Annotated in this window: 29 protein-coding genes; 23 read left to right on the forward strand and 6 right to left on the reverse strand. The window is 66.2% G+C overall.

Annotation, left to right across the window (positions count from 1 at the left end; all coding sequences use genetic code 11):
- Positions 1 to 49 precede the first annotated feature (49 nt).
- The 9 genes from L2D00_13535 (at position 50) to L2D00_13575 (ending at position 7,349) form a co-directional block, all read left to right on the forward strand.
- A complete protein-coding gene (locus tag L2D00_13535; protein WBQ12858.1) occupies positions 50 to 256 on the forward strand; it encodes a DUF6511 domain-containing protein in 207 nt (68 codons plus the stop codon).
- The gene (locus L2D00_13540) at positions 256 to 1,023 is read left to right on the forward strand and encodes a hypothetical protein (protein WBQ12859.1); all 768 of its coding nucleotides are present in this window, start codon (positions 256 to 258) and stop codon (positions 1,021 to 1,023) included. The genes L2D00_13535 and L2D00_13540 overlap by 1 nt, the downstream gene beginning before the upstream one ends.
- Positions 990 to 3,341 (forward strand): AAA family ATPase, encoded by a 2,352-nt coding sequence (locus L2D00_13545; protein ID WBQ12860.1) that lies wholly within the window; start codon positions 990 to 992, stop codon positions 3,339 to 3,341. The genes L2D00_13540 and L2D00_13545 overlap by 34 nt, the downstream gene beginning before the upstream one ends.
- Before the next feature lie 337 nt (positions 3,342 to 3,678).
- Positions 3,679 to 4,218: a hypothetical protein gene (locus L2D00_13550; GenBank protein WBQ12861.1), complete on the forward strand. Its 540-nt coding sequence runs from the start codon at positions 3,679 to 3,681 to the stop codon at positions 4,216 to 4,218.
- On the forward strand, positions 4,215 to 4,415 hold the full coding sequence (locus tag L2D00_13555) for a hypothetical protein (GenBank protein ID WBQ12862.1): 201 nt from the start codon (positions 4,215 to 4,217) through the stop codon (positions 4,413 to 4,415). The genes L2D00_13550 and L2D00_13555 overlap by 4 nt, the downstream gene beginning before the upstream one ends.
- A complete protein-coding gene (locus tag L2D00_13560; GenBank protein ID WBQ12863.1) occupies positions 4,408 to 4,842 on the forward strand; it encodes a DUF6362 family protein in 435 nt (144 codons plus the stop codon). Before L2D00_13555 ends, L2D00_13560 begins: the two co-directional genes overlap by 8 nt.
- 489 nt (positions 4,843 to 5,331) lie before the next feature.
- Positions 5,332 to 6,663 (forward strand): site-specific DNA-methyltransferase, encoded by a 1,332-nt coding sequence (locus L2D00_13565; GenBank protein WBQ12864.1) that lies wholly within the window; start codon positions 5,332 to 5,334, stop codon positions 6,661 to 6,663.
- On the forward strand, positions 6,660 to 6,881 hold the full coding sequence (locus tag L2D00_13570; protein WBQ12865.1) for a hypothetical protein: 222 nt from the start codon (positions 6,660 to 6,662) through the stop codon (positions 6,879 to 6,881). The genes L2D00_13565 and L2D00_13570 overlap by 4 nt, the downstream gene beginning before the upstream one ends.
- Positions 6,882 to 7,034: 153 nt before the next feature.
- Entirely contained in the window at positions 7,035 to 7,349 is a 315-nt protein-coding gene (locus tag L2D00_13575; protein ID WBQ12866.1) for a hypothetical protein, read from the forward strand.
- Between the two features lie 84 nt (positions 7,350 to 7,433).
- Here L2D00_13575 and L2D00_13580 read toward each other — a convergent pair whose 3' ends face one another.
- From L2D00_13580 to L2D00_13595, 4 genes are all read right to left on the reverse strand, one after another.
- Positions 7,434 to 7,937 carry a DUF3489 domain-containing protein gene (locus L2D00_13580; protein WBQ12867.1) on the reverse strand — a complete coding sequence of 168 codons (504 nt, stop codon included), beginning with the start codon at positions 7,935 to 7,937 and terminating at the stop codon, positions 7,434 to 7,436.
- Positions 7,938 to 8,081: 144 nt separating this feature from the next.
- On the reverse strand, positions 8,082 to 8,261 hold the full coding sequence (locus L2D00_13585) for a hypothetical protein (GenBank protein ID WBQ12868.1): 180 nt from the start codon (positions 8,259 to 8,261) through the stop codon (positions 8,082 to 8,084).
- Entirely contained in the window at positions 8,258 to 8,422 is a 165-nt protein-coding gene (locus L2D00_13590; protein WBQ12869.1) for a hypothetical protein, read from the reverse strand. Before L2D00_13590 ends, L2D00_13585 begins: the two co-directional genes overlap by 4 nt.
- Positions 8,419 to 8,640, reverse strand: coding sequence for a hypothetical protein (locus L2D00_13595; GenBank protein WBQ12870.1), 222 nt, complete (start codon positions 8,638 to 8,640; stop codon positions 8,419 to 8,421). The genes L2D00_13590 and L2D00_13595 overlap by 4 nt, the downstream gene beginning before the upstream one ends.
- A gap of 99 nt (positions 8,641 to 8,739) precedes the next feature.
- Here L2D00_13595 and L2D00_13600 point away from each other — a divergent pair, with 99 nt between their 5' ends.
- From L2D00_13600 to L2D00_13640, 9 genes are all read left to right on the forward strand, one after another.
- Positions 8,740 to 9,324 carry an elements of external origin gene (locus L2D00_13600; GenBank protein WBQ12871.1) on the forward strand — a complete coding sequence of 195 codons (585 nt, stop codon included), beginning with the start codon at positions 8,740 to 8,742 and terminating at the stop codon, positions 9,322 to 9,324.
- A complete protein-coding gene (locus L2D00_13605; GenBank protein WBQ12872.1) occupies positions 9,272 to 11,260 on the forward strand; it encodes a phage terminase large subunit family protein in 1,989 nt (662 codons plus the stop codon). The genes L2D00_13600 and L2D00_13605 overlap by 53 nt, the downstream gene beginning before the upstream one ends.
- 742 nt (positions 11,261 to 12,002) lie before the next feature.
- Positions 12,003 to 12,218, forward strand: a complete 216-nt coding sequence (locus L2D00_13610) for a hypothetical protein (protein ID WBQ12873.1) — start codon at positions 12,003 to 12,005, stop codon at positions 12,216 to 12,218.
- Between the two features lie 3 nt (positions 12,219 to 12,221).
- Positions 12,222 to 13,700: a phage portal protein gene (locus tag L2D00_13615; protein WBQ12874.1), complete on the forward strand. Its 1,479-nt coding sequence runs from the start codon at positions 12,222 to 12,224 to the stop codon at positions 13,698 to 13,700.
- A 4-nt stretch (positions 13,701 to 13,704) separates the two neighbouring features.
- Positions 13,705 to 14,733: a Clp protease ClpP gene (locus tag L2D00_13620; protein ID WBQ12875.1), complete on the forward strand. Its 1,029-nt coding sequence runs from the start codon at positions 13,705 to 13,707 to the stop codon at positions 14,731 to 14,733.
- A 4-nt stretch (positions 14,734 to 14,737) separates the two neighbouring features.
- Positions 14,738 to 15,109: a head decoration protein gene (locus tag L2D00_13625; GenBank protein ID WBQ12876.1), complete on the forward strand. Its 372-nt coding sequence runs from the start codon at positions 14,738 to 14,740 to the stop codon at positions 15,107 to 15,109.
- A gap of 42 nt (positions 15,110 to 15,151) precedes the next feature.
- Positions 15,152 to 16,165, forward strand: coding sequence for a major capsid protein (locus L2D00_13630; GenBank protein ID WBQ12877.1), 1,014 nt, complete (start codon positions 15,152 to 15,154; stop codon positions 16,163 to 16,165).
- Complete coding sequence (locus tag L2D00_13635) at positions 16,165 to 16,476, forward strand: hypothetical protein (GenBank protein WBQ12878.1); 312 nt, start codon at positions 16,165 to 16,167, stop codon at positions 16,474 to 16,476. The genes L2D00_13630 and L2D00_13635 overlap by 1 nt, the downstream gene beginning before the upstream one ends.
- Positions 16,473 to 17,153, forward strand: a complete 681-nt coding sequence (locus tag L2D00_13640; protein WBQ12879.1) for a DUF6441 family protein — start codon at positions 16,473 to 16,475, stop codon at positions 17,151 to 17,153. The genes L2D00_13635 and L2D00_13640 overlap by 4 nt, the downstream gene beginning before the upstream one ends.
- On the opposite strand, the gene L2D00_13645 is transcribed toward L2D00_13640, so the two are convergent.
- Positions 17,114 to 18,232, reverse strand: coding sequence for a Fic family protein (locus L2D00_13645; protein ID WBQ12880.1), 1,119 nt, complete (start codon positions 18,230 to 18,232; stop codon positions 17,114 to 17,116). The genes L2D00_13640 and L2D00_13645 overlap by 40 nt on opposite strands.
- 116 nt (positions 18,233 to 18,348) lie before the next feature.
- On the opposite strand from L2D00_13645, the gene L2D00_13650 reads away from it, so the two are divergent.
- Both L2D00_13650 and L2D00_13655 read left to right on the forward strand, forming a co-directional pair.
- Positions 18,349 to 18,783 (forward strand): hypothetical protein, encoded by a 435-nt coding sequence (locus tag L2D00_13650; protein WBQ12881.1) that lies wholly within the window; start codon positions 18,349 to 18,351, stop codon positions 18,781 to 18,783.
- 26 nt (positions 18,784 to 18,809) lie between these two features.
- Positions 18,810 to 20,081: a phage tail tube protein gene (locus L2D00_13655; protein WBQ12882.1), complete on the forward strand. Its 1,272-nt coding sequence runs from the start codon at positions 18,810 to 18,812 to the stop codon at positions 20,079 to 20,081.
- Between the two features lie 86 nt (positions 20,082 to 20,167).
- Here L2D00_13655 and L2D00_13660 read toward each other — a convergent pair whose 3' ends face one another.
- Complete coding sequence (locus L2D00_13660; GenBank protein ID WBQ12883.1) at positions 20,168 to 21,307, reverse strand: DUF2336 domain-containing protein; 1,140 nt, start codon at positions 21,305 to 21,307, stop codon at positions 20,168 to 20,170.
- Positions 21,308 to 21,408: 101 nt separating this feature from the next.
- Between L2D00_13660 and L2D00_13665 the strand changes: the two genes are divergently transcribed.
- From L2D00_13665 to L2D00_13675, 3 genes are read left to right on the forward strand one after another with little or no spacing between them, the layout of a single operon-like run.
- Positions 21,409 to 21,846, forward strand: a complete 438-nt coding sequence (locus L2D00_13665; GenBank protein ID WBQ12884.1) for a hypothetical protein — start codon at positions 21,409 to 21,411, stop codon at positions 21,844 to 21,846.
- Between the two features lie 44 nt (positions 21,847 to 21,890).
- Positions 21,891 to 22,076 carry a hypothetical protein gene (locus L2D00_13670; GenBank protein ID WBQ12885.1) on the forward strand — a complete coding sequence of 62 codons (186 nt, stop codon included), beginning with the start codon at positions 21,891 to 21,893 and terminating at the stop codon, positions 22,074 to 22,076.
- Positions 22,069 to 24,573 (forward strand): hypothetical protein, encoded by a 2,505-nt coding sequence (locus L2D00_13675; protein WBQ12886.1) that lies wholly within the window; start codon positions 22,069 to 22,071, stop codon positions 24,571 to 24,573. The genes L2D00_13670 and L2D00_13675 overlap by 8 nt, the downstream gene beginning before the upstream one ends.
- Positions 24,574 to 24,578: the final 5 nt, after the last annotated feature.

Consider the following 24,578-nt stretch of genomic DNA (forward strand, 5'->3'; position numbering starts at 1 on the left):
GAGCTCGGTCTTCATGCCCCATGCCAAGCCGTCGCGGGAGCGCTGGGCCATGGTTGACCTTACGCAGCAGGAGAAGGCGGCGATCCGCGCCGCCATCACGCCGGTTGCCGAGATCATGGAGGAGATCGGCTGGCAGGCCCGGTTCTCCGATCTCTCGGAAACGCAGGTCCTGACGCTCATCGAGGTCGCCGTGGGCGGCTTCCAGGACGCCATGCGCGCCACAGCGCACAGCAGCGACATGGAGATTCCCTTTTGATGCTGGACTATAACCGACGCCCCAGCTTCGCCGAACGCGTCAACGAGAAAGTCGATCTGGCGCTGGTTGGCCAGAATGCGGCTCGTCCCGCACGCGATTATCTGGGCGGCTCCCGCCTTGGTCACCCCTGTGAGCGAGCGCTCCAGTTCGAGTTTACCGCCACGCCCAAGGATCAGGGCCAGGACTTCTCCGGGCAGACCCTTCGGATATTCGCGCTGGGTCATGTCCTTGAGGATCTGGCCGTCGCCTGGCTGCGCGGCGCTGGGTTTGATCTCTACACCCGCAAGGGTAACCGGCCCGATGGCGGCCAGTTCGGCTTCTCGGTCGCGGGCGGCCGCATCCGCGGTCATGTCGACGGCATCATCGCCGCCGTTCCCCAGCCGCTGAGCATCGGCGTTCCCGCCCTGTGGGAATGCAAGACGATGAACGCCAAGAACTGGCGCGCCTGCGTCAAGGACGGGGTCACTGTCTCCAAGCCCGTCTACGCGGCCCAGATCGCTGTGTACCAGGCGTACATGGAGCCGCAGGTCCCGGGCATTTGCGAGAACCCGGCACTGTTCACAGCGGTCAACAAGGACACGGCGGAACTCCACCATGAGCTGGTGGCGTTCGACGCAGGGCTCGCGCAGCGCATGTCCGACCGTGCTGTGCGCATCCTGCAGGCCACCGACGCTGGGGAACTGCTGCCGCGCATCGCCGCCACGCCCGATTTCTTCGAATGCCGGATGTGCGCATGGGCGACCCGCTGCTGGGGGCTGGCGTCATGAGCGAGGACAACATCATCCACTTCAACCCCTGGCGCGATTTCAACGATGCCGCGCCGCAGGCTGATCCCTTCGACGCGGAGCCGGATACCGGGCAGCTCGCCGTCTTTCTCGGCGTCGTCTTCAGCTATTGCGAGGGGCTGATCCCCGTGCGCGGCTTTGTCGACAAGGGTCAGGGCCGCGGCGGCAAGCCGCACAACATCTGGATCCCGGCCGACGATACCGCGCCTGACAAGCTCGCGACCTTTGCTGCCTGGGCGAACCGCGAGGGCGCTGCGGTCTATGTCATCCCCGGCACAGTCGCCGAGCAGGGTCAGGCGCGCGCCGCAGACGTTTTGCAGATGCAGGCCATCGTGGTCGATCTCGACGCGGGCGACATTCCAGCCAAGCTCGACCATGTCGTCCGCCACCTCGGCGCGCCCACGCTGATCATCGAGAGCGGCGGGCGCACGCCCGAAGGCGCGGCAAAGCTGCACGCCTGGTGGCAGCTGTCCGAACCTGCGGTAGGTGAGGATCTGGCCACCCTGTGCCGTCTGCGCGGCGAGATCGCGGTGAAGGTCGGGGGCGACACGCATTTCCGCTCCGCGCACCAGCCGATCCGCGCGCCCGGCACGGTCTACCACAAGCACGGCCAGCAGCGCCTCGTGCAGATCCGTGAACATCGCGCGGTGGAGGTGGACCTTGGCGATTTCGCCGAGAAGGTCGCGCAGATGCCTGCGCTGCCGGGCGTGGGCTTTGCAGGCGACCCGGCGGCTACAGCGCCGAAACCCGGCATCGAGGCAGTGCTCACCACACCGGTGCGCGAAGGCGCGGTTGACGACTGGTCCCGGTTCCAGGGGGCCAGCGCCGCCATCGGCCATTTCGTGCGCATGGTGCATGAAGGCCGCCTGGATCCTGACGAGGGTTGGGAGGCGATCTGCGGCTACAACGCCGCCATGCTGCGCCCATCCTGGCCGCTTGACCGGCTGCAGGCCGAGGCCGATCGGCTCTGGGCGCTGCACGTGAAGCGCAACGGCCCCCCGCTCCTGCGCGCCGATCATGCCGAGACGTCATCCAGACCGCTGCCAACCTTCACCCTCGGCGCGCTCCTGGATGACACCAGTGCGATGCCCGACGACATCATTGCACCGCGGGTGCTGACGCCAGGCGGTCTTCTGGTGCTGGGCGGCGCGCCCAAGGTCGGCAAGAGCGACTTCCTGATCTCCTGGCTGGTGCACATGGCGGCAGGCGTGCCGTTCCTCGGCTTCACGCCGCCCAGGCCGCTGCGCGTGTTCTACCTGCAGGCCGAGATCCAGTATCATTATCTGCGCGAGCGCATGCAGCAGATCGCGCTGCCCGCAGGCGTTATCGCCGCCGCGCGCGACACCTTCGTAGCCACGCCGAAACTGAAGCTCCTGCTCGATGCGGAGGGCGTCGCCCGCGTCACCGAGGCGATCGGCGCGGCGTTCCCCGATGCGCCGCCAGACATCATTGTCATCGACCCCATCCGCAATCTCTTCGACGGCGGACCGGAGGGCGGCGGCGAAAACGACAACTCCGCCATGATGTTCTTCCTGAGGGACCGGGTTGAGCCCTTGCGCGAAGCGGTCAATCCCGATGCCGGCGTCATCCTCGCCCACCACACCCGCAAGGCCAGCAAGCAGCAGGTCAAGGACGATCCCTTCCTTGCCCTATCCGGCGCCAGCGCGCTGCGTGGGTTCTACACCACGGGGCTGCTCATGCACCGCCCCGATGAGGACAGCAGCGTGCGCAGGCTCGAGATCGAGCTTCGCAACGGCCCCGCACTGCCGGGCAAGCTGATCGACAAGGTGAAGGGCGAATGGGTCGAGTTGAACCCGCTGAACGAGCGCCTCGTGCGCAAGGAGGTCGGCGCCAGGCTTGATGCTGAACGGCTGCGCAAGCACGACGTCATCCTCGGCATTTTGCTGGACGAGGCGGCCGGCGAGCGCCTCTACACCGCCATGCAGTTCGCCGAGACCTTCGAAAACCGGGGCGGTCTTGGCAGCAAGCACACCATCCGTGAACGCCTCTCTGTGCTCGCCACCAAGGGGTTCGTGAAGTTCCTGCGCGATCCTTCCGGGTTCGGCTTCCCCGTTACCCGGTCGCGGTTCGGCTATCTCTGCGTCCAGGGCATGCAGTTCGGCGCACCCGTCGATCATATCGATCCGGCCACTGGCGAGGTCACCACAACCGCGCGTCCGGTCCAGCCCAGCCACTTCAAATGCCCCCAATCGGGGCTCTGCCTGCAGGTCGAAAACCCCGCTGTCTGGGTCTACCCGGAGGGGCTCGAAGACGACCTAACTCATATGAGTGAGGCCTGACTCATATGACAGCGCTAACAGTGCATTCAACGAAATCAATGGGTTGCGGGAAAATAAGAGTTAGGTCCCTAACTCATGCCCGAAGACTTCGTGAAGTCTTATTTTCCAATAATTTCAGCCACTTGCCCTTCCGGGAACAGTTAGGTGTCAAACCCCCATACTACGTATGGGGAGGCCACCCTGCAGGGTTGGCCTCTCCTCCCATACGTATGGCTCAGCCGCGCGCGCCGCCGTGACGGCCTGTTGTGCCTGATCCGACGGCGGCGGCCCCGTACCGCCCAGCACCAGGCCGCCGCCGTCTTCCACCACGACCAGCCACCGTCAAAGGAGACCCATCATGGCTGACCTGACTCTGATCACGAATCCTGACGGCGCAAGGATTGAATCGCTGCCGCTCGACACGCCGCGCCGGCGCACCATCCTCGCGCTCGACCTCGGCACCAGCACCGGCTGGGCATTGCGCAGCCATGACGGCCTTATCACCAGCGGCACGCTCTCGCTGCGCCCCAGCCGCTATGACGGTGGCGGCATGAGGTATCTGCGCTTCTCAGGCTGGCTTGCCGAGCTAGACCGGCTCTCCGGTCCGGTCGCCGCCATCTGGTTCGAGGAGGTGCGCCGCCACGCCGGCACTGACGCCGCCCACATCTATGGCGGCTTCCTGGCGACACTGACCGCATGGTGTGAACGCGAGAGCGTGCCCTATCAGGGTGTCCCGGTCGGCACGATCAAGCGTCACGCCACCGGCAAGGGCAATGCGCCCAAGGACGCCATGATCGCAGCGGTTCGCGCGCGCGGGTTCTCACCCGCCGATGACAATGAGGCCGACGCCATCGCCATCCTTCTGTGGGCCATCGAGACCCGGGGAGGTGTGCTGTGAGGTGGGCGCCGCGCGGATACGGCGGCACGCGCCGGGATCCCGATCAGGTCAAGCGCGAGGGCTGGCGCGAGCAACGCGTCCTGGCGGTGTCGCTGGATGATGATCGCCTGACCTGGCCCGAGCGCGAGATGATCCGGCAACTCGGCGAGAAGCTCTATGGACCGCGCCATTCTCGGCGGGAGGCGCGTCATGACTGATCGCGACTGGACTGCCGATGATGTCGCTGACCATTTCGAGGAAGCGTTCCGAACCCTGCGCAAGCTGCCGCCGGTCAAGGCGCAGGGCTATTTCAGTACCTGGCCACAGATCGTACGCACCCGTCAGGAGATCGCGGCCATGGAGCCCCGGCCGATGCGGGTGCGCCCGTCACCCGCTGCGATCACCCGGCTGGAACAGACCTTCGACTGGATGCTTTGGATCGAGGAGGAGGAGCGCAAGCTGGTCTGGGGCCGGGCAGCGCGCGTGCCGTGGAAACAGCTGTGCTGGAGCATGGGCTGCGATCGCACCACTGCATGGCGACGCTGGCAGATCGCGCTGACCAAGATCGCAGCGCGCCTCAACGCCAACAGCCCAAGAAGTGTTGCAACACTTTTGTATTCGACACCTGCAACAGATCAGTGCTAGAAATGATGCATCGTGGGGAGAGTGCGCCGAAGGGCCCGCTCTCCCTTTTTCTTGAGCTGGATCCCGCCCTGGACCCCGGAGTCCATGGCGGAGTCCAGACGTGCCAGCGCACCGCGGTTTGCAAGGGTCACTCGCCTGCCGTCTGCCCTTGTGAAAACCGTCTCTGGAAGCAGTTTTCAGACGGTTTTTCCGGTTCAAACGGTGACCGGTTGACCGAAAAAACAGTCTCCGCCCTCTCGTAAGCCATTGATTGTACGGTTCCTTTCCGTTCACTTCGTATGCTGGCGGGCTAAGCGCGGCATATCGCTAGCGACAGGGCCGGATTTCTGGGAAGCCACCCGGAAGCCGGATCCACCCGCATCCTGCCTAAACTCCAGATAACACGAGCCTTTTCATCTGGACACCAATGGTGACCGCTGGACCCCGAATGGAGTCCAGCAGGGCATCCGGAGTCCGGAAGCCACCGGTATCCACCCAACACACGGAACCATGTCCGCCATGACGCTGAGCTTCGCACCAGACGCGATCGAGCTGTGGCCGCTTGCGCGCCTGCAGCCCTATGCGAAGAACGCGAAGGCGCATGGCGTTGATCAGGTCGCCAAGATCGCCGCCAGCATGGCCGAGTTCGGCTGGACCGTGCCCTGCCTCGTGGGCGAGGACGGTGAGCTGATCGCGGGCCATGGCCGCGTGCTGGCGGCCGCGCAGCTCGGGCTGACCGAGGCGCCGGTAATCGTGCTGGGGCATCTGACGGAAGCGCAGCGGCGAGCTTACCGCATCGCGGACAATAAACTGACGGAACTCGGAACCTGGGACGAGGCGCTGCTCTCGGCCGAACTGAATGACCTCCTGGCGGAGGAGTTCGACCTGTCGCTGGTCGGGTTCTCCGACGGGGAGCTGGACAAGCTGCTGGCGTTCGTGCCGGAGGGCGAAGGTGAGGACGGTGGCGGCGGCTCCGTGCCGCCCGTCACCATCCCCGAACCTCCCCGCAACCCGGCCTCGCGCACGAGCGATCTGTGGATCCTCGGTGACCATCGGCTGCTCTGCGGCGACAGCACGAACCACGCCGATGTCCGCCGTCTGATGAATGGCGAGCGCGCCGTCCTGTTCGCGACGGACCCGCCGTATCTCGTGGACTATGACGGCTCGAACCACCTGACGCGCAACAAAGATTGGTCGCAGTCCTACGGCGTGACCTGGGACGACAGCTCGCAGGGCGCCGAGCTCTATGACGGGTTCATCGGCGCGGCTGTGGCTGAAGCCATCACCGGGGATGCGGCCTGGTATTGCTGGCACGCCTCGCGCCGCCAGGCGATGCTGGAGGCGTGCTGGGAAAAAGCCGGCGCGTTCGTTCACCAGCAGATCATCTGGGTGAAGGACCGCGGCGTGCTCACCCGGTCCCATTACCTCTGGAAGCACGAGCCGTGCTTCATGGGGTGGCGCCGTCCGCACCGTCCGCCAAAAGTGGCCGAAGAGACGCTGCCATCGACATGGGCGCTGCCAAGTTTCGCGAAGGACGACCGCCCGGACCACCCGACCCCGAAGCCGCTCGACGCCTTCGGGATCCCGATGCGCCAGCACGTTGCCCGCGGCGGTCTCTGCTACGAGCCGTTCTGCGGCTCAGGCTCGCAGATCATGGCCGGTGAGGCCAATGGCCGGCGCGTGTTCGCGATGGAGATCAGCCCGGCCTATGTCGATGTCGCCGTCGAGCGCTGGCAGGCGGACACGGGACGCGAGGCGATCCTGGACGGTGATGGGCGGACATTCGCCGCTGTGAAAGCGGAACGGCTAGGCGAGACAGTACCCGAGGCGGATGCCGCATGAAACAGTCGCGCGCGATGTCCATGATCGAGGCGCTGGCCAATGTCACTGTTGGCTATGGCGTGGCCGTGCTTACCCAGATCGCGGTATTCGCGCTGTTTGGGCTATCTGTGTCGCTGGTCCAGAACCTGATGATGGGCGGGCTGTTCACAGTGGTGAGCATCATACGCTCTTATACCCTGCGCCGGGTGTTCGAGAGGCTGGGCACGAGAACCGCCTGAGTGCGGTGTAATATGTTGCGCTGCGCTCGTGAGTGAGGCAGCTTTTGCGGTATGCCCCGACTCAGGGACGATCCATCACCGGGCCTTCTCGGGCCAAGCGATCAAACTCGACCGGTCAGGTCTGTGGCCCCGAGTGTTCATCCCTCGTCACTTTTGCCATCCAACCTTGATGCTGGCCTGCGCGCACTGGACGATCAGGAGCTGGCGCGCCTGGTGACGGCGGTCGATCAGGAGATGAAGCGCAGGTCCCTGCAAGCTGGCGCGCCGTCTGCAGCGCAGCCTGCGGCGCGTTCTTCAACTGCTCGCCGGTCCGCGCAGTCGGCCCAGCCGGACATCCCGACCGGTCGGGCGAACATGATACGCGCCGCTTTCAAAGCCGGGCTCAAGCCGGCCATGATTGCACGTCAGCTGAAGATCGATCCTGCTGTGGTGCGCGCTGTGCTGGCCGGAGAGGACCGCAAGCGTTGATGGTCTCGAAACGAAGCGCTTTCACACGACGGGCAACCGCCGCCCCAAGGGACGGCGGCCTAGATCGAGCCCGGGTGGGGTGGGTCAGTCGCTGATGGCGTAGATCCGCCCGCGTCCCTCGACCTTGTGCGACGTGATCGTCAGGCCCAGCTTCTTCTTGAGCGCGCCGGACATGGCTCCGCGCACAGTGTGCGACTGCCATCCGGTCGCTGCTGCGATCTCCTCGATGGTTGCGCCCCCCGGCGCGCGCAGCATGGCGATCAGCGTGGCCTGCTTGGTGCCCTCGCGCAGTGTGGGGGTCTTGGGAAGCTCGGCCTGCGCATGCTCGGGCTCGATGCCAATGGCGGCGAGGCCCGCGTCGGTGGCGATCAGCGTGACGCCATGCCCGTCGCCGCTCTCGCGCCAGACAGGATCGTTCTTGTGCATGTCGGCGTCGACCTCTTCGAGGAGGCCCTTGGCGAGCATCGCGCCGACCACCCTGGCGGCTGCTCCGCCGCGCAGGGTCTCGGGCAGCGGCAGGGCGATGCGCCCTTCACGCTCCGCGGCGGCCTTGAGGATCAGGGTCTGAGTGTTGGAAAGCTGGGTCATGGGTCGTCTCCGTGATCGGGGCGCGCGGGATGTGCGCCCTTCTACGACCCCAAGCCCGCCATGGCGGGCGAGAGGCGTGAGGCGTTGGCGTTCAGGCCTGCGCCATCGGGATCCGCATGACGCGCCCCGGCGATCTGGCGCGCATCACGCAGGCCCCACGGTGTAGCTGTGTGCCCCGTCAGCGCGCTTCAGGCGGTTGGCTTCGTGCATGGCTTCCAGCGGCGTCAGATGCCCGCTGATCAGTTGCTCGTTCTGAGGGGTGGCGCCGCGTGTCAGGCGGTCGCAGCGATAGACCGCCCAAGGCATGTTCGTTCGCGCGCTCATGACGCGCCCCCGTGTGCGGCGGCGATGGCCAGCGCCATGTCGAGGCTTGGCGCGGTCATGGGATCACCGCTGAGCGTGCATCCATAGACCCAGAAGGTCTCACCCCATGGCTCAAGGCTGCGCCAGATCTCGATGCGGTCATGGGCGAACACCCGGCTCATGGGGCGCACTCGCCTTCGCTGAACGCCGCGTCGGTGACGCGCGTCAGGAGCTCGGCGTAGTGCGCGAGGGTTCCCACATGGCCCCAGTTGATCTCGTCGGGGCTGGCGTTGAAGTGCTCGTCGCTCAGGCTTGCGAGCCGGGCGAGCATGGCGTCGATCTCGGCCTTTCTGGCGATGAAGGCGTCGATGGCTCTGGGCGTGTCATGGGTCTGGGTCATGGCGGTCTCCCGTGTGTGCTGGTGACCCCATACAGGCTCTGTCCGCGCGGCTTATCAACTCAATAAGCACCTGTTCTGGAACAATAATCGGAGCGCGCCATGCAGGGGATGAGCGAGCGCCAGTACGCCGCCCATGCGGGGCTTTCGCGCGGCGCGATCCAGAAGGCCAAGGCCGCCGGGCGGCTGGTGTTGTTGCCCGACGGCTCCATCGACGCGCCGGCCAGTGATGTGCGCCGCGCCGGGATGACCGACCCCTCCAGAACCAGAAAGTCACCGGCGCCCGAGCTGAAACCCGTCCCCGAAGCGGCCGTTACTGCAGTCGGCGACACCCTGCGCGAAGAGGGGTTGCCCAGCCCGGCTGCGGGCGGCGCCACAACATTCCTGCAGGCCAGGACCGCCAACGAGGTGCTGAAAGCGCAGGAGCGCCGCATCCGGCTTCAGATGCTCAAGGGCGAGCTGATCGAACGCAGTCGCGCCAGCGCGCTCGTGTTCCGCCTGGCGCGCGAGGAACGCGATGCGTGGGTCAACTGGCCGGCGCGCGCGGCGGCATTGATGGCCGCGGAGCTGACGGCGGCTCTGGGAGAGGGGATCGAGGTGGAGACGGCGCTGATGCAGAAGGTTCTCCAGGCCCATGTCCGCGCCCAGCTCGAAAGCCTTGCCGAGATCCGCGCTGAGTTTGGGTGAGGACGTCATCGGGTTCGACGGGGCTGAGGATCTGTTGCGCGCCTGGTCGCGCGCGATACGTCCCGATCCCGACCTGACGGTTTCCCAGTGGGCCGACCGGCATCGCTGGCTCTCGTCGCGCGCTTCGGCGGAACCGGGCCGGTACCGCACGGCGCGCACGCCCTACATGCGCGAGATCATGGATGCGCTCTCGCCCTCGAGCCCGGCACAGCGCGTGGTGTTCATGAAGGCGGCTCAGGTGGGCGCGACAGAAGCTGGCAATAACTGGATCGGGTTTGCGATCCATCAGGCGCCGGGCCCGATGCTGGCGGTCCAGCCGACAGTGGAGCTCGCCAAGCGCAACTCGCGCCAGCGCATCGACCCGCTGATCGAGGAGAGCCCGGAGCTTCGCGAACGGGTCAAGCCTGCACGCTCGCGCGACGCGGGCAACACCATGCTGTCCAAGGAGTTCGCGGGCGGCATCCTGATCATGACGGGCGCGAACTCGGCCGTTGGCCTGCGATCGACCCCGGCGCGCTACATCTTCCTTGATGAGGTCGACGCCTATCCGGGCTCGGCCGACGAGGAAGGCGATCCGGTCACGCTGGCCGAAGCGCGCTCGCTGACATTCGCCCACCGGCGCAAGGTGTTCCTGGTCTCGACGCCGACGATCCGGGGCCTCAGCCGCATCGAGCGCGAGTACGAGGCGAGCGACCAGAGGCGCTATCACGTGGCGTGCCCCCATTGCGGCCATGAGCAGTGGCTGAAGTTCGAGCGGCTGCGCTGGGACAAGGGCCGGCCCGAGACGGCCGCCTACAACTGCGAGGGCTGCGAGCAGCCTATCGCCGAGCATCACAAGACGGCGATGCTGGAGGCGGGCGAGTGGCGTGCGACCGCCACGTCAGTCGATCCCGGCACGGTGGGCTATCACCTGTCGGCGCTCTATTCGCCGGTGGGCTGGCTCAGCTGGGAGCAGATCGCGCGCAGCTGGGAAGCGGCTCAGGGTTCTGATGAGGCCATCAAGGCGTTCCGCAACACGATCCTTGGCGAGACCTGGATGGAAACCGGTGAAGCGCCTGACTGGCAGCGTCTGGCTGAGCGGCGCGAGAGCTGGAAAGCTGGCGTCGTGCCGTCAGGCGGTCTGTTCCTGACCGCCGGGGCCGATGTGCAGAAGGACCGTATCGAGGTTGATGTCTGGGCCTGGGGCCGCGGGCTGGAGAGCTGGCTCATCGATCACATCGTCATCGAGGGCGGGCCGGGCGATGCCGCCTGCTGGAAAAAGCTGACGGATCTTCTCGGGCGCACATGGGAGCATGAGAACGGCCAGCACCTCACCCTGGCCCGGTTCGCCATCGATACAGGGTTCGAGACCAGCGCCGTCTATGGCTGGGCGCGGGCTGTGGGGTTCTCGCAGGTCGCACCCGTAAAGGGACTGGAAGGGTTCAACCGCTCAAGCCCTGTGACGGGCCCGACCTATGTGGACGCCACCATCGCAGGCAAGCGCCTTCGCCGCGGGGCGCGCCTCTGGACGGTTGCGACCTCGACGTTCAAGGCCGAGACCTACCGGTTCCTGCGTCAGGATCGCCCAACGCCCGAAGAGATCGACGCGGGCGCCTCGTTCCCGGCGGGAACGGTGCATCTGCCAGCATGGACTGACGGCGAATGGCTCAAGCAGTTCACCGCCGAGCAGCTGGTCACGGTACGCACAAGGCGCGGGTTCTCCAGGCTCGAATGGCAGAAGCTGCGCGAGCGCAACGAGGCGCTCGACTGCCGGGTCTATGCGCGCGCGGCCGCCTGGATCGCCGGCGCAGACCGCTGGCCCGAGGCGCGCTGGCGCGAGATGGAGGATCAGCTTGGCGCCAGAACCGGCGCACCCGATGACCAGCCTGCGGTGCGCGCCGCCAGCGCGCGCGCCGTGGCGGCGCGGCGCTCGGTACGTTCGCGCTATATGGACTAGGCAGCCCTGCGCACGGCGTCCTGGCTCGCTTGCGCAGGTGCTCCAGCCAGCTGGTTGTCGCGTGCAGGTGCCAGCATCATCTCGTGCAGCGCCGCGTCATCACACCTCGCATAGGCCAGGACCCTTAGAAGGGCAGCCGATATCCGTTTCCACATCATCTCCTCCCACCACCGGAGGCGTTGCGTGTTTTATGGCTCAGCGCGTGCGCTGGCTCTTGTGGAACGCCTCGAGGGAGACTTTGCGGCGCTCTATGATGGAACGCAAGATGGGTAGCCGAAGAACCACAACGGGCGGCACCAAAGGTGCCGCCCGAAGGGGTAGTAATTATCGCACTCTGAAGACCCGCCCGGGCAGGGTGGGACGCTTTAAAGAGCGAATCTTCATTGGTTAGCGTCGGGCAGACGAACGCCCGCGGCAAGAGAAATCCTTTTGTGACCACAAGCGCCATCTGATCTTGACCCATCGCGAACCTGTCGCGCACGGGCCTGTGCCGTGTGGTCCGGCTGGCCAGTGTGGAAGATGTGTCCCTCAACCTCTCGGGCGGCGCACAGGGGGGGGTGCGCCGCCCGATCTTCGGGCCGGGATGTCCGGACGCTGACTTCACGGGTGCGGGCCGTTGTCAACATCCGTGCATGAAGGGTGGCGCCTGCTGTCCGGCCCGGCAATCAGCTCTTCCTATTGTGCTTTACAATCGATTGACGCGGCTTGGCCTGAACGCGGCCAGGCCCTGGAGGCGCACGCCATGGCCACCATCACCGAGCTTCGCGCCCGGCGTGAGGCGCTTTTGGCGCAGCGGTCCTCGGGCGTGGCGCGGGTGAGCTATGACGGGCGCACGGTTGACTATCGCAGCATGGCCGAGATCGACCGGGCCATCGAGGCGCTTGAGCGCGAGATCGCCGCTGGTGAGGGCCGCGCCATCGTGCGCCAGGTGCGTGTGACCACCTCGAAGGGTCTGTGATCCATGGGACTGTTCGAACGGTTCACCCGCCGGGGCTCTGGCGGGCCGGCGGGCGTGCGCGCGCGGCTCGAAGGCGCGATGGCAAGGCGGCGCCTGCGCGGCTGGAACCCGCCGCTTGAGAACATCAACGCTCTGGTCGCGTCAGGGGGCCCGCGGCTTCTGGCGCGGGCACGCGAGCTGTCGGTCACCAGCGGCTATGCCGCCAATGCCTGCGAGGCGTTCGCCTCCAACCTCATCGGCGACGGGATCAAGCCCTCTTCGCTGATCGAGGATGCGCGCGTTCGTGAGCGGGTGCAGAAGCTGTGGCTGGCCTGGACCGATGAGGCTGACGCTGACGGGCTGACGGATTTCTATGGCCTGCAGGCCATGGTCGCGCGCGAGATGTTCGTGGCGGGCGAGTGTTTTGTGCGCCTGCGCCCGCGCCGGGCCGGGGACGGGCTCCTCGTGCCGCTTCAGCTCCAGCTTCTGCAGTCGGAGATGCTGCCGTTCGAGAAGACGCAAACGGCGGCTAACGGCAACCGCATCCGGTGCGGGATCGAGTTCGATGCGATCGGCAGGCGCGTGGCCTATCACTTCCGCCGGCGCCATCCCGGCGACAGCACCGATCAGCGTGTCGCCATACCCGAGACGGTGCGGGTTCCGGCCGAAGAGGTGCTGCACATCTACCGGCCCATCGATGCGGGCCAGATCAGGGGTCTGCCCCATGTGGCGCCGGCCATGGTGCGCCTGTTCCTGCTCGACCAGTACGACGACGCCGAGCTTGATCGCAAGAAGACCGCGGCGATGTTTGCGGGGTTCATCACCAAGACCGCGCCTGAAGAAGCGATCATGGGGGAAGGTCAGGCCGATCCTGATGGCGGCGCGATCGCGAGCCTCGAGCCTGGCACCATGCAGGTCCTCCTGCCGGGCGAGGACGTGAAGTTCTCAAGTCCCGCCGATGTGGGCGGGGGCTATGAGGCGTTCCAGTACCGCACGCTTCTGGCGGTCTCGGCCTCGCTGGGCCTGCCCTATCATCTGGTTACCGGCGATGTGCGCCAGGCCAACTACTCCTCCCTGCGCGCCGAGCTCGTTGAGTTCCGCCGGCGCGTCCAGCAGCTCCAGCATGGCGTCATCGCCTATCAGCTGTGCCGGCCTGTTTGGCTGCGCTGGCTGGAGAGCGCGCAGCTTGCAGGCGCGCTCGAGCTTGATGATCCGGCAGGGGCGCGCGCGGTGCAGTGGATCGCGCCGCGATGGGACTGGGTCGATCCGCTCAAGGACATTCAGGCTCAGGTGCTCGCCATGGAGGCGGGCATCACCTCGCGGCGCAAGGTGGTGGAGGCTACCGGCTACGACATCGAGGAGGTCGACCGCGAGAACGCGGCCGACGCCGCACGCGCTCAGGCTCTCGCGCTGAGCTATCGCGCAAGTCCCGGCGAGACCCAGGGCGCGCGCGCCACCCCGGCCGGGCGTCCCCAGCCGGCTTCCAGCAGCGATCAGGAGTAACACCATGCCAGGCTGGTATGAGATATGCGCCCGGGCGACCGGCGTGCAGATCACCATCTATGACGAGATCGGCGCCTTCGGGGTGTCGGCCAAGGGCTTCCTCGCCGAGCTTGGCGCGGCGCCCGAAGGCGCGCCGATCGATCTGCGGCTCAACAGCCCGGGCGGCTCGGTATTCGACGCGGTCGCGATCCACAATGCCCTGCGCCGCCATACCGGCGCGGTGACGGTCTGGATCGATGGCATCGCGGCCTCGGCGGCCTCCTATGTGGCGATGGCGGGCGACGAGATCGTCATGCCCGCGAATGCCTTTCTCATGATCCATGATCCGTCCGGTCTGGTGGCGGGCACGGCGGGCGACATGCGCGCCATGGCCGAGGCGCTCGACAGGATCAAGACCACGCTGGTGCGCGGCTATGCGGGCCGTACAGGCCGGCCTGAGGACGAGATCGCGGCGCTGATGTCGGCCGAGACCTGGTTTGATGCGGGCGAGGCGCTCGCCGCCGGGCTTGCAACGCGCCTTGCTGACCCGGTGCGCATGGCCGCGAGGTTCGACATCGCAAGATTCCGCAACGCGCCGCCAGAGCTGGTCGAGGCGGTCACTGCGCCAGAGGCCGAGGAGCCGCCCGCTGCGCAGGCCGATCAGGAAAGTCTCGCAAACGACAAGGCTTTTGATCTGGCGCAGGACAACGCCGAGCTCCCACAAGACGCCTCGGCGCAGGGCGACGATACCAGCAGCCCTTCGCCCGACCCCGACCCTGCTCCCGACACCGGGCCGGACACTGGCGCCATCCGCGCGCAGGGCGTGGCCCATGCGCGCGCGGTGATCGATCTGTGCCAGCTCGCCGGCCAGCCGCAGATGGCGGGGCGGTTCCTCGAAGAGGATGTCAGCCTCGAGGCGGTGCGCGCCCGGCTCCTGGCCCTCAAGGCAGAGGCCTCGCCCGAGATCACCGCCCATCACCCCCAGCCTGGACCATCCCCGTCCGCGCGCCCCTGGAGCGAGATCCTCGCCTCCACTTTCAAGCTGAAAGGATGACCCCATGACTACCCTCACTGAAGGACGCCATACCGGCGGTTTTCTTGTCTGGGAGGTGCTGCGCGACTACACGCGCGAGACCGTCACCATCGCCTCGGGCGCAGGCAGGCTCGAGCCGGGCACGGTGCTCGGCAGGATCACCTCCGGCGGCAAATACACCGTGCTGGCTCCGGCCGCGTCCAACGGCAGCCAGAACGCGGCCGCGATCCTCTGGGGTCATGTGGATGCAGCCGATGGTGACGCTCCCGGCGTCGTGCTGGTGCGTGGCCCCGCTATCGTGAACCGCCACGAGATCATCTGGCCCGACGCCATCACCGAAGGCCAGACCACGACCGCCAACACGGCGCTCGCAGCCCTTGGCATCCTTGTGCGCTGAGCCGCGGCGCATCGATTTTTCTGACATACAGGAGGTTGGCGCATGGCCACCATGGACATCTTCGAAGGCGATGCCTTCTCCATCATCGAGCTCACCCGCGCGCTCGAGAACATCCCGTTCAAGCCCGCCATCCTGTCAGGCTCTGGCCTGTTCGGATCGCGCGGGGTGCGCACGCGCACCGTCATGATCGAGAGCCGCGACGGCACGCTCTCGCTGATCCCGTTCTCCGAGCGCGGCTCGGCCTATGAGAGCCAGATCCCCGAACGGCGCGAGATGCGTGCGTTCGTGTGCCGCCAGTTCAAGAAGCAGGACGTGCTGTGGGCCTCCGAGATCCAGGCGATCCGCGAGTTCGGCTCCGAGAGCGCGGTCCAGCAGGTGCAGACGGAAGTGGCGCGCAAGCTCGGCCGGCTGCGCAACGACGCCGAGGCCACATTCGAGTTCCACCTGTTCAACGGCATCCAGGGCGTCGTCAAGGATCCGCGCGACGGCGCCACGGTCATCAACTACTACACCGAGTTCGCCATCACCCCGGCAGCCGAGGTCGACTTCGATCTCGATAATGCGACCCCAGCCTCGGGCGCCCTGCGCAAGCGCTGTCAGGCGATGATCGAGAGCGTCGAGGACACGCTTGGCGGCCTTGCGTCGGGACAGGTCCAGCTGCGTGCTGAATGCGGCTCGGCCTTCTTTGCCGATCTGGTCGCTCACAAGGAGGTGCGCGAGACCTATCTCAACACCGCCGCGGCCGCCGACCTCAGGGGCCGTGTGGGCGAGGAGGTCAGCTTTGGCGGCATCTCGTTCCGGCGCTATCGCGGCGGGCTGGGGTTCGGCGTGCCCACCGACAAGGCCTACATCTATCCTGAAGGCGTCGAGGGCCTGTTCGAGATCTATTATGCGCCCGCCGACACGTTCGAGACGGTCAACACGCTGGGTCTGCCTCTCTATGCGCGCATGATCCCTGACCGTGACCGCGACGAGTGGGTGCGCCTCGAGATCGAGAGCAATCCTCTGCCCATCTGCACGCGCCCGCAGGTCCTGCGCAGCGCAAGGCGCACGTGATGAGCGCGTTTGCTCATGCCATCGAGGCGCTGTTCGCCGACGGGTTCCTGGCCCGGCCTGTGACCATCCAGCCCCATGATGAGGCGGCGCGCGACATCCCGGCCATGGTGCGCCGGGCCGATGAGCTCGCCAGCCTTGGTGAGGCTTCCCTGTGGAGCGAGGCCACGCGCGTTGATGTGCGCGTCAGCGACTGGCCTGCTCCGCGCCCCGGGGACACGGTGGTGCTTGATGGCGCGGCCCATGTCATCGAGGGCGAGCCGGTGCGCGACCGCGAGCGTCTGACCTGGACGCTGAGCCTTCGCGCATCATGAGGCTGGAGCTCTCCACGATCGGCTCGGTCGCCGGGGCCATGGCGCAGGAGGTCGCAGCGGCCGAGGCCGCCATGAGCCGGGCGGTGAGCGAGGCCAGCGAAGGGCTCAAGGGCGAGCTGCGCAGCCAGATCACTCAGGCTGGTCTGGGCGCGCGCCTTGCGCGCACCTGGCGCTCGCGCGTCTTTCCCGACGGGCGCGACAGCATCACCGCGGCCGGGCTCGTCTGGTCCAAGGCGCCGGGCATCATCCAGATGCATGATCTCGGCGTGGTCATCCGCTCGCGCTCAGGCGTGTTCCTGGCCATCCCCACCCCGGCGGCGGGGCGTTATGGCGATGGCGGGCGCCGGATCACGCCGGGCCTATGGGAGCGCCGGCACGGCCAGCGCCTGCGGTTTGTCTACCGGCGCGGCGCCGCCTCGCTGCTGGTGGCGCAGATGCGCGCGCGCACCGGTCAGCGCGGCGGGTTCGCGCCCGCCAGCGCTAGCGCACTTCGATCCGGGCGCGGTCTTGTGAGTGTGCCCATCTTCATCCTCGTGCCCCAGGTCACCCTGAGAAAGCGACTGGACGTGGCCGGCGCATCCGTGCGCTGGCGCGACCGTCTGGCCGAGCTTGCCGTGCGCCGGTGGGGCGATGGCCTTCAGGCGGCGCCGTCTGGCTCGGACCCCGCCAGACGATAGCTGGTTCGCCTGCTGCCGCCGGGATTGCGGATGAGGAGGCTGCGGGCAAGAAGGTCGTTGATGTCGCGCTGTGCGGTGTCGACGGAACATCCTGCCAGAGACGCCCATTTCCTGGCTGTCAGATTGCCCTCAAACCCGTCGAGAAAGCGGTTGAGGACATCCTTCTGCCGGGCCGAAAGGGGCTCGTGCGCGGCGCGCTGCCAGAAGTCCGCCTTGCGCAGGACCCCCGTGCTGTCAGCTTCGGCGTCATCGATGGCTCTGCCAAAGCACTCCAGAAACCATGCCAGCCAGAGCGTGACGTCCAGCGAGCCTTTCTGGGTGCGCTCTAGCATCTCATAGTATCTCGCGCGTTCACGCTGGATGCGCGCTGACATGCTGTAGAAGCGCTGGCCGGATCCTTCCATCTGCGCGATGGCCAGATCGGCGACGGCGCGGGCGATGCGGCCATTGCCATCCTCGAAGGGATGGATGGTCACGAACCACAGATGGGCAATGGCGCTGCGCACCAGTGCGTCCATCGGCGGCGTATCGTTGAACCAGGCCAGGAAGCGCTCCATCTCTTGCGCCACCTGATCAGCAGGCGGCGCCTGAAAATGGACCTTCTGGCGCCCGAGCGGGCCGGAGACGACCTGCATCGGTCCGTCATGATCGGTGCGCCACGCGCCGACCGCAATCTTGTGAAGTCCCGAATAGCCCGTCGGGAACAGAGCGCCATGCCAGCCGAACAGGCGCTCGCTGGTCAGAGGCGCACGGTGATTATGCATGGCGTCGAGCATCATCTCGACCACGCCTTCAACACGCCGGTCTGATGGCCCTGAGCCACCTTGCGGAAGGCCAAGCCGGCGCGCAACGGAGGACCTGACGCTGGAAAGGTCAAGCAGCTCGCCTTCGATCTGGCTGCTCCTGAGCACATCTTCGACCGTTGCACGAAACTCCGCCTCGAGCTGCAGATCAAAGCCGAGACGCTTCATCTGGCCGAGGAATCGGCCCTGCCTGTGACGGGCATCGCCCAGCCGGGCGAGTAGTTGCGCGCCGTCCCACGTGAATGCCGGCCAGGCGGTGTGCTCCCAGATATACATGATTTCTCCGCAGGATTTGCCGGGAAAGCTATGCCCTCCTGCGGATAAAGACAAGATTTTTGCCGCATGAAGTGCGGAGAAAATCGCTTCATTCGCCGCAGATCATGAGACACGGGATGACCAGCCGCCGCGAATCCGTCCTCAGCGCCCTGCATCAGGCCCTCTCGGGCGGGCTTGCAGCAAGGGTGGTGCGCAATGAGGTCCTGCCCGAGAAGGTCGCGTCTCAAGGTCTTGTCATCGTGCGCGATGGCGAGCCGGGCGAGCCGGACGTGACCCTCAATCCGCGCACGGAATATTATGCTCACAGGGCGGAGATCGAAGCCTATGTGCCGCGCCCGCCCACGGGCGGGGGCGAGGCCGGGCTTGACGCGCTCATAGAGGCCATCGCGAGCGCGCTGCGCCCCGATCCTTCGCTCGGCGGGCTATGCGAGATGCTCAACCTGTCTGCGCCGGAGACGGGCGTGCTGGGAACAGAGGGCGCTGCGCCCTTTCTGAGCGCCCGTATGACCGTGACGCTCGAATACCTGGTGAGCGATCCGCTCACGCCCTGACCCCTATCCATACGAGGAGTGATCCCATGTCCAAGGTGCGCGCTTACGGCGCGGACGCCACGCTGAAGGCTTGCCGCGAGGCGAGCTATGGCGCAGCGCCGGTGTCGGGCTATCGAAGCCTCGACTTCAAATCCACCGATCTGTCCTCGGCCCAGCCGCTGGGAGACGACCCGCTCCTGGGGCGTGGGCGCAACGCGCAGGATCCCTATCGCGGCCTCATCACCGATGAGGGCCAGCTGGAGATACCGCTCGATCTGCGCGGAACCGGGTTCTGGCTGACCGGCCTGTTTGGCGATCCCGTGACGACGCCGGTCAAGGCATCGGGATCGATCGCCTTTGCCGCCAACCCGGCGCCCGGGGCGACACTGACGCTGAACGGCACGGTCCGGACCTTCGTCTCCGGCACGCCATCGGGTGATGAGACCGGGATCCAGGCGACGGTCACCCAGACCCTCGATCAGCTGGTCAGCGACCTCAATGCGTCCGCCGATGGCGAGATCGCCAAATGCACATATTCCCGGCCGACCAGCACGCAGACGCTGGTGATCGTTTTCGACACGGCGGGGCCGACCGGCAACAGCTTCACCCTCGCGGCATCCGCCGGTGCCGTCTCGGGCCCCACGCTGACCGGCGGTGGCTATGCCCATGTCTGGGAAAGTGGCGCGGATGATATCCCGAGCTACACCATCGAGATCGGCCATCCCAAGCTCACCACGCCGGTGTTCTTCCGCCATCTCGGCACGGTGATGGAGAGCCTCAATTTCGAGATGGGCCAGGAGGGGCCGGCCAATGCCCGCCTCCAGCTCGTGGCGCAGGGCGAGGAGCCGTTCGCCGCGACGGTCGATGCCAGTCCCGAAGCCTTCTCGCTGCGCCGGTTTGCCCAAGGTCGCGGCTTCATCCGGCGCGCCGGCCAGCCGTTGGCAGGCGTCACTGGCGGCAGCCTCACTTTCTCCAATAATCTCGAACGGGTGCGGGTGATCCGCGAGGACGGCAGGATCGAGGCGGCCGATCCCACTTTCGCGTCTGCCGAAGGCTCGATGACGGTGCGTTTTGATGGCGCGACGCTGGTGGCCGAGGCCGCCAATGGCGATTCCGTCGCGCTCGAATACGGGTTCAGCTTTCCCGACGGATACGCGCTGCGGTTCGAGCTGCCGCGCGTCTTCCTTCCCAAACCCAAATACGCCGTCTCCGGCCCCGGCGGGGTCGAGGCGAGCTTCGACTGGCGCGCCGCCTTCGACGACAACGAGGACACGATGCTGCGCGCCCACCTCCTGAACGATGTCACCAGCTATGTATGACTGTTGTCAGCGGCCGCACCACAGCCCGATATTTTCGGTTTTGCCAGATGTATTATAATTAAACGCAGCAATAATGGTAAATATTGTTACGCCTCAATGCCGCTGTCTACACTATTAACAACATGGCCACGAACTTTCATGAAGCGAATGGCGCGTTGAGCGGTTTCTACGATCATGTGATCATAAACGCTCCCCATTTCCCTGATTGCGTTGAACCTTGAGTTCAGGTCTTCATGGACAGCATTTTTGAGGGGCGCGGCCCTTTTTGTGAGGGCGGCTATCATGAGGAAGTCTGCTTTCTTTATTCCATTGGCCTTGCAAAGCAATAAGAGCCCATCAGGACTATCGTGGTCCATGGCCCGTTTCACGACATGTGTGCTGACATTGGCCAGTTCGGCAAAACCAACCTGAAACTCAAGAGTCTTGCCTTCTTTCAAAAGTGATATCAAAAGCGACACGTCAAGCGCGTGGCGTACCCGAGTGACATCAAGACGCTTGCGCGCGGCTTCCACCTCAGATTCCACAAGGAGACGCTTGGCCAGGCGCTCGTGTGACGCTGCTAGGGCAGCTTCCAGGACTGCCGGTTTGAGGCCCTCAAAACGTTCAATGATCTGCTCGCGCAATTCGCTTTCCACGATGGTAATGAGGTCCGCCAGTAGATCGGCGGGCGTATTGGAGCGGCGCACCAATGAGCCCTGGATGATGGGGCTGTGCTCGGCGCGCTCTGTCGCGATTTCGAAGGTAAACCGGTCGACTTTTGCGCCCTCGTTCAGTATGAGGCGCGCCAGACTTGTATCATCGCCTTTGACCGCGATCGCCCTTGAAACCTTTTCGGATACGCTTTCGCGCTCGGCAATTGCGCGAATGTGCTCTTGATTTTGTTTTTCAACAATATTGACGAGATCATCATCATTTAAAACAGAGGATCGAAGCAGTATCGGCCCTGCGACCGCTATGGCATCCATCGCCAGTTGCAAAACAAGTTCATGTGGCGCTTGGGCGCAATCGGCCAAGCGTTCGGATAGCGTCGCTCGGGCATGCTCGTTCACCTTTTTGGCAAGAGACTGCAGAAGCGCGTCAAACTCGGCATAGATGGTGGAATTTTGCGATGGGATCTCTTCAATGAAGAGGTCGGTTACGTCTCTAAGCATCTGTCGCCTGGACTCAGGTGATGTTTCCTGTGACAGGGCAGCCAGTCTATGAAGATTTTGCGAAGGCTTCTTCATTTTTCCTGCCTCCCGATCCCGCTCAGACAGTACGTATGATCAATAAACCATAAAGGTGAAAGAATACTTTCGCGCAGGTAACCAAAACAAAGGATGAATCCATGATCCGTCTTGATCTTTCGCGCGAGCCACGCTGGCTCGATCTCGGCCACGGCGTGCGCGTGCGCATGGGGCCGCTCACCACATCCCTGATGGCGGCGGCGCGCAGCGACCCCTCCGTCACCAGCCTGCCAGACGGAGCCTCGAACGAGACCATCGCTGTCGCCATGGCCAGGGCCCTCGCACGGCTGGTCGTGCTGGAATGGGAAGGTGTCGGCGATGCAGACGGCCATCCTGTGCCGGTCACGCCCGAAGGCATTGATGCCCTGCTGGACATCCTGCCGCTCTTTGAGGCCTTCCAGCTGCGCTACGTCTCGAAGGGGCTCATGCTGGATGAAGAAAAAAACGCCTGCGCGCCCTTGCCGAATGGCACTTCAGCGGGGGCGACCGGTACTGCCGGTCCTGCCGGGGCATCTGCGCCGAGTGCCCCGCCGTCCTGAACCGCCCCCATACGCTTGAAGGCTGGCAGGTCTGGGATCTGGCCTTGCGGCTCACCGGCCAGATCCGCGTCATCCCCGGTGCGGTCCTGGGGCTCGACATGAATGCGGCACTCGCGATCGCCGGGGCGCTTGGGCTCGACACGCTCATCTGCGCCGAGCTCCTGCCGGATATCGAGGCGGTGATGGTGCGCGGCCTCAATGCGCAAATGAAGGCTGAATACGATGGCTGAGAAAAGGGTGTCCGTGCGCCTGGCGGTCGTCGGCGGCCGCGAAGTGCGCGCCGAACTGCACGGCATCGGCGATGCGGGCGAACAGGGCATGCGCCGTCTGTCGCGCGAGATGGATGCGGCCAACACGCGCGTCGCTGCCTTCTATCGCCGGGTCCAGATCGCCGCGGCTGCGGCGGCTGCCGCCTTTGCAGCGGGCGCAGCAGCCATGATCCGCTCAGGGCTCCAGGTCGTCGATGCGCAGGCCAAGCTCGCCCAGTCGCTTGGCACCACCGTGGAGAGCATTCAGGTGCTCGAACGCGCCGGCGAACTGGCCGGCGTCTCCATGTCGGGCATCGAGCAGGCCACCAAGGATCTCACGCGCCGCCTCAGCCAGGCAGCCGCCGGGACCGGTCCTGCCGTCGCGGCGCTCGAACGCCTCGGGCTCTCGGCCACCGCCCTCATCGCCCTGCCGCTCGATGAGCGTGTGGCCCGCATCAATCAGGCAATCGAGGACTTCGTGCCCGCGGCCGAGCGTGCAGCGGTCGCCGGGCAGCTGTTCGGCGAGGAAGGCAGCATCGCCATCTCCCGGATCGACACAGCCACGCTGCGGCAGGCGACGCAGGACATTCGCGATTTCGGCGTGGTCGTGTCCGAGCAGGACGCTGATCAGATCGAGCGGACGAACGATGCCATCTCCCGCCTCGGTCTGATCTGGCGGGGACTGTCCAACCAGCTGGCTGTCGCGGCCGCACCGGCGCTCGAAGCGGTCGCCGACGCGCTTGCGTCGGTCTCGCGCACGACCGGTCCTCTGGGGCAGGCGATCTCACTCCTGTTCGACAATCTGGGGCGTCTGGCCTCGATCGCGGCGGCTTTCGCCGCCTTCATGGCGGGCCGCTTCGTGGCCGGCATGGTCGTGGCCGCCGCCTCGGTGCGCGGGCTTGCCACCGCGCTTGTGCTCCTGCGTGGGGCGCTCATCCGCACCGGCATCGGCGCGCTCGTGGTGGCCGCAGGCGAGCTGATCTACCAGTTCTCGCGCCTCGTGCAGGCGACAGGCGGCTTTGGCGCCGCGCTCAACCTCCTTGGCGACGTGGCGCGCGAGGTCTGGGACCGGATGGGCCTTGTCGTGGAGGCTCTTCGCAATCGCATCTCATCCGCCTGGCTCTCCATCCTGGCCAGTACTGCAGACGCGCTTGCAGCCTCGCTCGAGGCTGTCGTGGGGTTCGCCAACCGCACCATCAATGTCTTTGAGGGCGCGTTCAGCGCCATGGCGGCGATCTGGGGCGCGCTGCCGGGCGTCATCGGTGACGTTACCATCCGCGCCGCCAACACGCTGATCGCAGGCGTGCAGGCCATGCTCAACCGGGCCGCGCGCGCCATCAACGCGCTGCTCGATGACGTCAATGGCGCGCTTGGCGCGCTCGGCTTCGAGCGCACGATCCGGTTCATTCCCGAGCTGGATCTGGCCCGCATCGAGAACCGGTTCGCCGGGGCGGCCGAGCGCGCCGGAACAGCCGCGCGCGAGGCTTTCACGGGGGCCTTCGACACCGATGCGTTCGAGGTTCCAGATATGGGGCTCGACCGGTTCTCCGAGACCGCGCGCGACCTCGCCGCGCGCACACGTGAGGCTGCTGACGCGTTTGGTGATCTTGCACAGGCTCCGCTGGCGTCCGTTGCGGCCCTGCGTGAGGCGATGGCGGGTGTGACCCCTGAGATCGACGAGGCGGCTGACGCCGCCCTGAGACTGGACGAGGCGTTCGAGGCGATCGGCGGCGCAGGTGATGGTGCGGGCGATGGCGAAGGTGCAGGCGGGTCCGCCGCGCGTGCCGCTGAGGCCAGCCGGGCCGCCGGTGAGGCAGCAGTCACTGCCGCTGCACACGCGGTGACCGGCTGGGCCGCGGTGCGCGAGGAGCTGTCGCGTTACGCCAGTGAGGCAATGGACTGGGGCAGGGATCTGGGCAGCGCTCTCACGAGCGCCTTTCGCCGCGCCGAGGACGCCGTTGCCAGCTTTGTGACCAGCGGCAGGTTCGACTTCAAGGCGCTCGCCGACAGCATCCTGGCTGACATCACAAGGATCGCAGTTCGCTCTGCGATCCTGGGACCACTGGCCAATGCGCTCGGCGGCCTCGGTGGCGGTGGCGGGATCTTCGCCAATCTGTTCAGCGGCGCAGGCAAGATGCTGGCAGGCATCTTTCATGCGGGCGGCATCGTTGGCGCGCCTGCCCCCCAGCGGCTCGTGCCCGCGCTCGCCTTTGCCGGCGCGCCCCGCCTGCATGGCAGCGGCATGGCGGGCGGACGGGCGGGCCTGCGCAGCGACGAGGTTCCCGCCATCCTGCAGCGCGGCGAGATGGTGCTCTCGCGCGCCCAGCTGGCCGCCATGGGATCGGGCGGCGCACGGTCGGTGCCCGTCAATGTGGTGATGAACATCTCGACGCCTGACGCCAGCAGCTTCCGCTACGCCCAAGGCCAGATCGCCGCTGACGCCGCGCGCGCCATGGAGCGGGCGCGGCGTAATCTCTGACGGAC

Source organism: Hyphomonadaceae bacterium BL14 (assembly GCA_027627705.1).
Taxonomy (GTDB): Bacteria; Pseudomonadota; Alphaproteobacteria; order Caulobacterales; family Maricaulaceae; genus Oceanicaulis.